The organism is Streptomyces sp. SD15 (genome assembly GCF_054462255.1).
On record NZ_JBTLMO010000071.1, the window covers coordinates 24,197 to 33,788 of the forward strand.

Here is a 9,592-nt window from a genome sequence, read left to right on the forward strand (position 1 = left end):
CGCATGAGCAGCAACCTTCCCAAGATCGCGTGGATCGGGCTCGGCATCATGGGCTCCCCCATGTCGGAGAACCTGATCAAGGCCGGGTACGACGTCACCGGCTTCACGCTGGAGCAGGACAAGCTGGAGCGGCTGGCCGCGGCCGGCGGTACCGCCACCGGCTCGATCGCCGAGGCCGTGCGCGACGCCGACGTCGTGATCACGATGGTGCCCGCCTCCCCGCAGGTCGAGGCCATCGCGTACGGCCCCGACGGCATCCTGGAGAACGCGAGGTCCGGCGCACTGCTGATCGACATGTCCTCGATCACGCCGCAGACCTCCATGGACCTCGCGCAGGCCGCCGCCGCGAAGGGCATCCGCGTGCTCGACGCCCCCGTGTCCGGCGGCGAGGCCGGTGCCGTCGAAGCCGTGCTGTCGATCATGGTCGGCGGCGAGCAGGCCGACTTCGACGCGGCCGAGCCGATCTTCCAGGCGCTCGGCAAGACCATCGTGCTCTGCGGTCCGCACGGCTCCGGCCAGACCGTGAAGGCCGCCAACCAGTTGATTGTCGCGGTGAACATCCAGGCGTGCGCCGAGGCCGTGGTCTTCCTGGAGAAGTCGGGCGTGGACCTGAAGGCGGCGCTGGACGTCCTGGGCGGCGGGCTCGCGGGCTCCACCGTGCTGAGCCGCAAGAAGGACAACTTCCTGAACCGCGACTTCAAGCCGGGCTTCCGCATCGACCTGCACCACAAGGACATGGGCATCGTCACGGACGCGGCCCGCAACGTCGGCGCGGCGCTGCCGGTCGGCGCCGTGGTCGCCCAGCTGGTCGCCAGCCTGCGTGCGCAGGGCGACGGCGGCCTGGACCACTCGGCCCTGCTGCGGGCCGTGGAGCGCCTCTCCGGCGCCCAGCTCTGAGACCTCCGGGCGGCGCCACCGCCGACATCTGTCCTGTCGCGCCCAGGCGGCGGTGCCGCCCGGAATCACCACAACCGAATTCCTGGGCCCGCGTGCGTCCCTGACGGAAAGTCAGGGCCGCGCGCGCAGCCCGCGACGACCGAGCGGCCCGGATTGAGGGGTGGTCGCCCGGCACCGCGCGGGCACGGCGAGGACCGCGGCGGCCCTGCGAGCCAGTGCGGTGGTGAAGGTCCCGAGGCCCCCTTCTCGACCTGAGGGAAGGCCGGCCCCGGTTCCGTCGCACCCGCCGCGGTCCCAGCCACACGGCACGACAGGGCAGGGCACAGCAGGGCAGGGCACACGGCACGATCGACGGATCAACCGATCGACAACTTCACAGCTCACCGGCCCGGAGCGCCGCGTACGGACACTCCCGTAAGCGGCGCTCCGCCGTGCGCTCCGGGTGCGGATTCCGCCGTGGCGCAGGAGCCTGAGGGCATGGACTATCCCAGCATCGTCGTGCACACCCCGGGTCTGGACGGGTCGCGGCGGGTCACCTCGGGTGACGACACCCTCGGTATCGCCTATCACCTCGACGACGTGGTCGAGATTCTGCGGCGGGCCGACATCGACCTCGACGAGATCGAGGTCGAGGAGAGCGACATCATCGACTGGCAGGGCGGCGGTCCCGACGACTGGCCGGGGCTGACCGAGCACCCGGCCCGCTGAGGACACGTCCCGCGCCCCCGGCGTACCCCACCGGACGTACGAGGCCTACGGAATCCTCAAATCAAGCTCTGAACACGGCCCCAGGGGCTTCAACTCACCCCGGGTGTGGGCACATTCTCAGCACACGGGGCCCGCCGACACGGGGGCGGCGGGCCTCGTCACGGGGGACACCTTCGGCCTGTCCGGGCACGCCCGGGCAGGCCGAAGGGGCGGCTCTCCCCCCGGATCGAGCCGCCCCTCGGCGGTCGTACGCCGAACCGACCGTCTACGCCGAACCGACCGTCTACGCCGAACCGACTGTCATACGCCGACCCGACCGTCGCGCGTCAGACCTTCAGCGTCCTGATCGAGGTGGGCGCATGGCCCGGCTCGGTCGCGATCTCCTCGAACTCGACGACGTTGCCGATGTCGTTCGTCGTGGACATCGAGATATTGGTGACGCGCTCCAGGATCGCCTCGACGACGACCGGCACCTGATGTTCGGCGGCGAGCTTCTTGGCCTGCTCGAAGGCGGCGCCCAGCTCGGCCGGGTCGGTGACGCGGATCGCCTTGCAGCCGAGCCCCTCGACGACCTTGACGTGGTCGACGCCGTAGACGCCGAGCTCGGGCGAGTTGATGTTCTCGAACTCCAGCTTGACCTGGAAGTCGATGGCGAACGCCCGCTGCGCCTGACGGATCAGGCCCAGATAGGAGTTGTTCACCAGGACATGGACGTACGGGATCCGGTGCTGAGCTCCGACGGCCAGTTCCTCGATCATGAACTGGAAGTCGTAGTCGCCGGAGAGCGCGACGACCTGCGCCTGAGGGTCGGCCGTGGCGACACCGAGCGCGGCCGGGACGGTCCAGCCGAGCGGGCCCGCCTGGCCGCAGTTGATCCAGTGGCGGGGCCGGTAGACGTGCAGCATCTGGGCGCCGGCGATCTGCGAGAGGCCGATGGTGGAGACGTACCGGGTTTCCGGGCCGAAGGCCTTGTTCATCTCCTCGTAGACGCGCTGCGGCTTGATCGGGATGTCGTCGAAGTGCGTACGGCGCTGGAGGGTCGCCCTGCGCTGCTGCGCGGACGCGGCCCACGCGGCGCGGTCGGGGAGCCGACCCTGCGCCTTCCGTTCACGTGCGACCTCGACGAACAGCTCCAGCGCGGCCTTCGCGTCGGACGCGATGCCGTAGTCCGGGGCGAAGATCCGGCCGAGCTGGGTGGGCTCGATGTCGACGTGCACGAAGGTGCGGCCCGCCGTGTAGACGTCCAGCTTGCCGGTGTGGCGGTTGGCCCAGCGGTTGCCGATGCCGAGGACGAAGTCGGACTCCAGGAAGGTCGCGTTGCCGTAGCGGTGCGAGGTCTGCAGGCCGACCATGCCGGCGTTGAGCTCGTGGTCGTCGGGCAGGACGCCCCAGCCCATCAGGGTCGGGACGACCGGGATACCCGTCAACTCGGCGAATTCGACAAGGAGTTCACAGGCATCGGCGTTGATGACACCGCCGCCGGCGACGATCAACGGGCGCTCGGACTCGTTGAGGAGTGCGAGCGCCTTCTCGATCTGGGCGCGGGTGGCGGCGGGCTTGTACACCTGGAGCGGCTCGTACGTCTCCGGGTCGAACTCGATCTCGGTGAGCTGGACGTCGACGGGCAGGTCGATGAGGACCGGGCCCGGGCGGCTGGAGCGCATGAGATGGAAGGCCTGCTGGAAGACGCCGGGGACCTGGGCGGCCTCCAGCACGGTGACCGCCATCTTGGTCACCGGCTTGGCGATCGAGGCGATGTCGACGGCCTGGAAGTCCTCTTTGTGGATCACGGCGGTCGGCGCCTGGCCGGTGATGCAGAGGATCGGGATCGAGTCGCCGATGGCGGAGTAGAGGCCAGTGATCATGTCGGTGCCGGCCGGTCCCGACGTACCGACACAGACGCCGATGTTGCCCGGGTGGGTCCGGGTGTAGCCCTCCGCCATGTGGGAGGCGCCCTCGACATGGCGGGCGAGCGTGTGGTGGATCCCGCCGGAGGCCTGGAGCGCCGCGTAGAAGGGGTTGATCGCCGCGCCCGGGACGCCGAACGCGTTGCTGACGCCCTCGCGCTTGAGGATCTCGACTGCCGCGCGGGCAGCGGTCATACGAGCCATGGAGAACTCCGACTTCGGCTGGCATTTACAGAGTCACTGCACTTGTTCGACACTGCATCGTTCCCGCGCGTATTCCGTATTGCGGAAACTAATTTCTACTATCTGGAAGTAATGTAAGTGGCGTGCCAAGGGGCGTCAAGGGTGGGCACGGGCGGGATCCGCAGGGGGATGGATGTGCTGCTGTCGGACCGTTTCGCTGTCGGAGGCCTTCTCCCTGGAGGACGATGGACACGCTGTCCCGACGTGACGTGCTGGAGTGGCCCATGCCCGAGAGCGTGCCGGTGCGGTGTCCGGCCTGCCGTCGCGAGCATCTCTTCGCCGCGCCGTCGTACCCCTGCGCGTGCGGCGCCCCCGTCACGCCCCCGCTCGACCGGCTCGGGGACCCCGCACCGGTCACCCACCGCACCTGGGACGAGGACTGGGTCACGGTCCCCTGCGACAGCTGCGGCCGCGAGGACCAGTGGCCCCATCCCGAACTGGGCTGCTCCTGCGGAACCACGCTGCGGATTCCGGTACGAGGGGTACGGCGCCCCCTGCGCGCGGAGGTCATGCCCGGCACCGCCGCCCAGGCGGACCCCGAGCCGGACCCGGCCCCGCGCAACGCGCCGCGTACCCCCGAGACATCGGCACCCGGCACCGGCGCGACGTCACCGGCCTCGCCCGGCTCCGTCCCGGGCGACCGCGCGCCCGCCGCCCCTAGATCCCCCGTCCTTCCCAACCACGTCCCCCTCCCCGGCGCCGCCCCGACACCCCGCCCGGCGTTCCAGCCGGTCACCATCCGCACCGCCCGGGACGCCGTCACGGCGGCCGCGCTGTATCTGCGGTGGCTCGGCTACCGCGACATCCGCAGGGCGGACCAGCGCCCCCCGTCGGGAATCGGCCTCGCGGCCCGGGGCATCCTGGCCCAGGTGGACCCCACCGTCCGCCCGGCCTCCCTGCGCGACGTGGAGTGCCTGTGGCTGACGGCCATGACGGAATCCACGGGATGCGTCTACTTCTCCCTCTCCGGTTACGCGGACGACGCCCGACACCGCGCCGACGCCCTCGGCGTCCCCCTCTTCGTCCTCGACCTCACGGGCACCCCGCAGCCGGTGAACAGCCACGCGGACGAACTCATCGCGACCGGAGCCTGATACCGGGCACACCCAGCACAATCGACGTATGCGCATCCGCCACGCCGTCATCGCCGAACTCGCGGCCCTCCAGGACATCGAACGCGCCGCGGGGGAACCGTTCCGGGCCCTGGGCATGGACGACATCGCCGACGACGAGCCACCCACCGTCGAACAGCTCGACCGCTACCGGCGGGCGGGCCGCGCCTGGGTCGCCGTCGAGGACGGGGACGAGGACGGGGGCGAGGACGGGGGCCACCCTCGCGGGTATCTGATCGCCGAGCCGGTGGACGGCGCGCTGCACGTCGAACAGGTCTCGGTCCACCCCGAGGCCGCACGCCGGGGTGTGGGCCGGACCCTCCTCGCGTGCGCCGCCGACCACGCGCGCGAGGAGGGCCTGGCCGGCCTGACGCTGACCACCTTCGCAGACGTCCCCTGGAACGCTCCGTACTACCTGCGCATCGGGTTCCGCGTCCTTGAGGAAGCCGAACTCACCCCGGGGCTACGGAGAATCCGCGCCGCGGAGACCGAGCACGGCCTGGACAGATGGCCGCGCGTCTGTATGCGAAGGGCGGTGGACAGGAGCAGGGCAGTTCGGGAGCCTGTTCGATGACACGTTGATCACGATGATCCGGACTCGGGTCGAGCAAGGCGCGTCGATGAAGCTGCACACCCGCGAATGGGGTAACGGTGACCGGATCGCCGCCCTGGTCCACGGGATCATGTCCGACCACAGGACCTGGCGGCGCGTCGGACCCGCGCTCGCGGGCAAGGGCTACCGCGTCATCGCCGTCGATCTGCGCGGACACGGCGCGAGTGGTCGCGGAGACTACAGCGCGCAGAGCTGGGCGGACGACCTCGTGGAAACCCGCCCGCAGAGTCCGGAATTGGCGCTTGGGGGCACGGCGCTCGCGCTGGCTGTCGAGCGGCTCGCACCCTCGCGCGCCGTGTACTGCGACCCGGCGTGGGCGCTGAAGCAGAAGGAGGGCGTCGGCCCCTCCCTCTTCACGGACTTCAAGGACGCGACCCGAGACATGATCACCGCCCTCAACCCGCGGTGGGCCGAGGCTGACGTCGACGTCGAGCTGGCCGCACTCGCGGCAGGGGACCCGGAGACGGCCCACGCGGTCTTCGGCGTGCACGCCATCGACCGGACGCCCGCGCGGCCGGTGGTTTCCTCACTGGTGCTGGTGGCCGACCCGAGTTTCCTGGTACCGCCCGTGATGAAGAGGGAGTTGACGGAGCACGGCTTCGAGGTCCGGACGGTGGGCGGGGCCGGGCACAGCCTCCATCGCGACGACTTCGCCGGTTTCATGGGAGCACGGACGGATGAATCTGAGAGACCCTCGTCAAAGCCGTCGGCCACCAGGGTGGTTACGGCACTGTTCGGGACAGCTCCCAGGACCTGTCCGGGCAGACATGTGCGGAGCCGGATGACCAGAGCTGCGGTGATTGCGGTGCCGAGGAAGACGTAGCCGCGCCGAGGTGAGGGAAGTTCCCCTCGACCACCGCCTGGCGCAGCCGCTCGGGGGCTGCGGGTGCCGCGTTCCTCGCCTGGCCGGCCGCCTGCTCCTCGAGGGTGTTCCCAGCGGTGAAGTCGACGACGGCGAGCGCCGCGCGGGCCGTGTCGTCGTCGGTGAACCCAGCCGAGCACAATACCCCGACGACGGAGTCGGCGAAGCCGAGGGGGCGCCGACCTGAGCGTCCATCACCCTGCTCCGCAGCCAACTCCTCATGGGTTTCCTTCAGTTGCCAGGAAGTGCTCCTCGTCCGACTCGATCTGACGGGGATTCCACACGCTGCTGTACTGCCCGGTGAATCCGACATCGTCCCATGAACGCCAGCGGATGCGCGGCTGGCTGGGCGGCTATAAAATTGCAGCAGGCGCAAAGCGTCGATCCCGGTGACCGCGGCCCGGCCGACGGTCAACATCCTTTTCCCGAACCTGAGCGACAGGCATGTTCGCGCTGTCCAGCCAACTGCAAAGCGACAGTCGGAAGTTGAACCTCAGCGGTTTTCTTCGCTGCCTGTCGACATGATCCGCCAGTGGGCGTGCTCTACGCAATTTCCTGTACCCATGAGCGGGGTAAACGATTTCGGCTAATCCGATCGCAACGGAGGTATACCGTGTCCACGGAGAATCGAGAGAAGGCGGTCGACGTCACTCTCCCCAGCGACGTGTGCGGCAGCCCGACGGACGACGTATGGCTCTGGAAGCAAATCCAGAGGTGCGTCAAAGAGCAGCCTGGCCCCTGCATGGAGGTTGACAGTCGGTACGCGGTGACACGCGGTGACAGCGGAAGCAAAGTGCACTTCCTGCTGGTTCCCACCGACCGGATCACGGGCATCGAGTGCCCCAGGATCTGGGCGAGCAGCGCCACGGACTACTGGGCTGCCGCCGCGATGAAGGTTCATACTTACTTCCCCGGCCGAGGGGCGGATGTGGGCCTCGGCATCAATTCCAAGTACAGGCGGAATCAGGATCAACTGCACATCCACATGGCAGCCTTCGCTCCTGACGCGTTGAAGTATCTCAAGGCCAATGACAAGGAGATCTCCTCGGATCCAGGGAAGTGGAAAGGTACGGTTCTCCCCGTGAACGGCCACGACTCGTCGCAGACGCGCAACTACCGGGTGATGCGGGTTGAGAATTTCGCCAACAACCTTTTCGCTCTGCTCAGGCATAAAGTGCTCACGACGGACAGTGAAATGGAGAACCAGATGATGGTCCTGATTCCACGGTCCAGTGGCTACTACGTCCTGAACAGTGACAACTATCTTCGGGGCGGCACCGACACCTGCGACCACCTCATGGATGTCACCTGAGGATCGGTGGCGCGGGGTCGGGACGAAGCCACCACGGGCGACGTGGCCCGCCACCTTCACCGCAGCGAGCGATTTCTCCAGGAGGCCCTCGACCACCCGGTCGACGCTCTGGCCGTCGGCCGACTCACGCACCGCACCAGGCCGGCCCGGCGTGGCCCTGGCCGACAAGGGACGACAGCCAGGCTGCCCGCCTGCGCAAAGACTCACGCGGCGGACGCCCGCCCGGCAGCGAGCGAGCTGGACTCGCGCCAAGCCGGCGAGCTTCTGAAGATCCCTGGCGCGGTCGACCGTATGCTCCATCTCCTCCTGCCAGGCGATGGCTTCGCGGCGGAGCTTTTCCAGGCGTGCCTGTTCCACTTCCAACTCGCGCGTCGCGCGCTCGATGGCTTCCTGGGTTGCCTGTGCGTCGATTCCTCTGCGCTTGGACCGGCGAGCCGTGGCCTGGGGTGTCGCGTCCATGGTGGCGTCCATCTCCTCGATCTGTTCGTCCAGTTCGAGGATCCGAGCCGCGTAGTCGATGCCGTTGCTCTTGACCATCTCGACCCAATCTTCAGTCATGCTCTTGAGCCGTTCGGGGTCTTCCAGGAGCTGGCAGATCTCCGACCAGACCTTGGTCTCCAGAGCGATAGCGTCGATCTGGGCACAGGTGCACTTCTTCTGGCCCTTGGCCCTGTGCTGCCGGCCCGTGCAGCGGTACACGGGGACTTGGGCTCGTCCGGTCTTGCCGGCCCCGGTGAAGTGGTTGCCGCACGTGCCGTAGATGTACGTGCTGAGGGGGTGGATGGCCTCGTCGGAGGTGCGTGGTCCGCGCGAGGTCCTGGTGAGTGCGGTGTTGAGGAACTTGAGCTGTTCCTCGGTGAAGACGGGGTCGAGTCGGATGACCACCGTCTCCCCGAAGACAGGGGCGCCGGCCGCGTCGATGCGGGTCTTGGATCCCTTGGGGGTCGCGGAAGATGCGCTGGGATTCCTGTACGGCTCGGCCGGTGAGGATGTTGCGGAGGGATCCGCGGGGCCAGCAGTCCCTGGTGGGGCCAGGGACCTACTCTGCGTTGAAGGTGTCCTCGACCTCAGCCGGCGACTTTCCTTCCTCGACGATGAGCTTCCATGCTCGGTGGAGGGTGGGGTATCCCGCATGTTCTTCCCCGGTATCGAGGACGAGGCGGCTCTCTCCCCGCTTGCCCTGGTTTTCGATGCGGTAGCCGTAAGGTGCGACTCCGCCATCGTGTCCGCCCAGTTCCGCCTTCTCCTGGCGCCCGCCTTGGGTGCGGTCGCGGATGGTGATGCGCTCGTCTTCGGCGCGGTCGGCTTCCTTACGCATGCGGCTGCGGCCGGCCTCGGTGGTGTTGTCGTAGTCGCCGCGGACGACGACGAAGATGCCAAGGTCTTCGAGCTTCCACACCCACGGCCAGAAGGCGCGGTCGCGTCGGCCGATGGCGCGCTCTTCCTGGACGACGACGACATCGAAGGGGCACGGGATTTGCTGGGCTTCCGCCATAAGGCGCTTGAGGTCTGGGCGCTCGGTGTGGTCCAGGCTGCCGCTGTAGCCCTCGTCGGCATAGGTGCCGACGTGGTCCCGACCCTTCTTGCGGATGTGGTTGGTGGTGCGCTTGCCGGTGTAGCTGATGCCGTAGCCCTTGGCCTGCTCCTCGGTGGAGACGCGGAGGTAGTCGACGGCTCGTAACATGTCGAAGCCTCTGCCTGCTCCGGCGGTGACGTCGATGGCAGATGTGAGGGTGCTGGCCACGTCAGCTCTCCCTGAGACTGGCAGGGTGACCCTGGTACGCGTCGCAAGGCTGCCGGGGCCATCTGCTTTTCAGGGGATCTTACCGATGTGTACTGGTTTTTGACTGCGAGTTAGGGACTGTCCGGCGGATCAGGTCGGAGGGAAGCGGCGGTGCCTTGTCGGCGCAGGTGAGCGGGGTCTGGTGCGTCGAGCTG

At 68.4% G+C, this 9,592-nt stretch carries 8 protein-coding genes and 2 pseudogenes; 6 read left to right on the plus strand and 4 right to left on the minus strand.

The genetic code is table 11. The features are described 5' to 3' along the window. The first annotated feature begins 3 nt into the window (after nucleotides 1–3). Complete coding sequence (locus ACX28W_RS39510; protein ID WP_459004962.1) at nucleotides 4–897, plus strand: 2-hydroxy-3-oxopropionate reductase; 894 nt, start codon at nucleotides 4–6, stop codon at nucleotides 895–897. A gap of 477 nt (nucleotides 898–1,374) precedes the next feature. Then, entirely contained in the window at nucleotides 1,375–1,605 is a 231-nt protein-coding gene (locus ACX28W_RS39515; RefSeq protein ID WP_459004963.1) for a hypothetical protein, read from the plus strand. A gap of 326 nt (nucleotides 1,606–1,931) precedes the next feature. On the opposite strand, the gene gcl is transcribed toward ACX28W_RS39515, so the two are convergent. Continuing rightward, nucleotides 1,932–3,716, minus strand: a complete 1,785-nt coding sequence (gene gcl, locus ACX28W_RS39520; RefSeq protein WP_459004964.1) for a glyoxylate carboligase — start codon at nucleotides 3,714–3,716, stop codon at nucleotides 1,932–1,934. A gap of 263 nt (nucleotides 3,717–3,979) precedes the next feature. Between gcl and ACX28W_RS39525 the strand changes: the two genes are divergently transcribed. The 3 genes and pseudogenes from ACX28W_RS39525 to ACX28W_RS39535 form a co-directional block, all read left to right on the plus strand. Then, nucleotides 3,980–4,849, plus strand: coding sequence for a hypothetical protein (locus ACX28W_RS39525; RefSeq protein WP_459004970.1), 870 nt, complete (start codon nucleotides 3,980–3,982; stop codon nucleotides 4,847–4,849). A gap of 28 nt (nucleotides 4,850–4,877) precedes the next feature. After that, entirely contained in the window at nucleotides 4,878–5,441 is a 564-nt protein-coding gene (locus ACX28W_RS39530) for a GNAT family N-acetyltransferase (protein WP_459004965.1), read from the plus strand. A gap of 46 nt (nucleotides 5,442–5,487) precedes the next feature. Then, nucleotides 5,488–6,144, plus strand: a pseudogene (locus tag ACX28W_RS39535) (alpha/beta fold hydrolase); the annotation flags it as partial. A gap of 58 nt (nucleotides 6,145–6,202) precedes the next feature. Here ACX28W_RS39535 and ACX28W_RS39540 read toward each other — a convergent pair. After that, nucleotides 6,203–6,760, minus strand: a complete 558-nt coding sequence (locus tag ACX28W_RS39540) for a TetR/AcrR family transcriptional regulator C-terminal domain-containing protein (RefSeq protein ID WP_459004966.1) — start codon at nucleotides 6,758–6,760, stop codon at nucleotides 6,203–6,205. Between the two features lie 324 nt (nucleotides 6,761–7,084). Here ACX28W_RS39540 and ACX28W_RS39545 point away from each other — a divergent pair, with 324 nt between their 5' ends. Next, entirely contained in the window at nucleotides 7,085–7,654 is a 570-nt protein-coding gene (locus tag ACX28W_RS39545; RefSeq protein WP_459004971.1) for a CDP-diacylglycerol diphosphatase, read from the plus strand. A 606-nt stretch (nucleotides 7,655–8,260) separates the two neighbouring features. Here ACX28W_RS39545 and ACX28W_RS39550 read toward each other — a convergent pair. Next, nucleotides 8,261–8,788: pseudogene (locus tag ACX28W_RS39550) on the minus strand (recombinase zinc ribbon domain-containing protein); the annotation flags it as partial. Then, nucleotides 8,694–9,398, minus strand: coding sequence for a recombinase family protein (locus ACX28W_RS39555; protein ID WP_459004967.1), 705 nt, complete (start codon nucleotides 9,396–9,398; stop codon nucleotides 8,694–8,696). The pseudogene ACX28W_RS39550 and the gene ACX28W_RS39555, both read right to left, overlap by 95 nt. Between the last annotated feature and the right edge of the window lie 194 nt (nucleotides 9,399–9,592).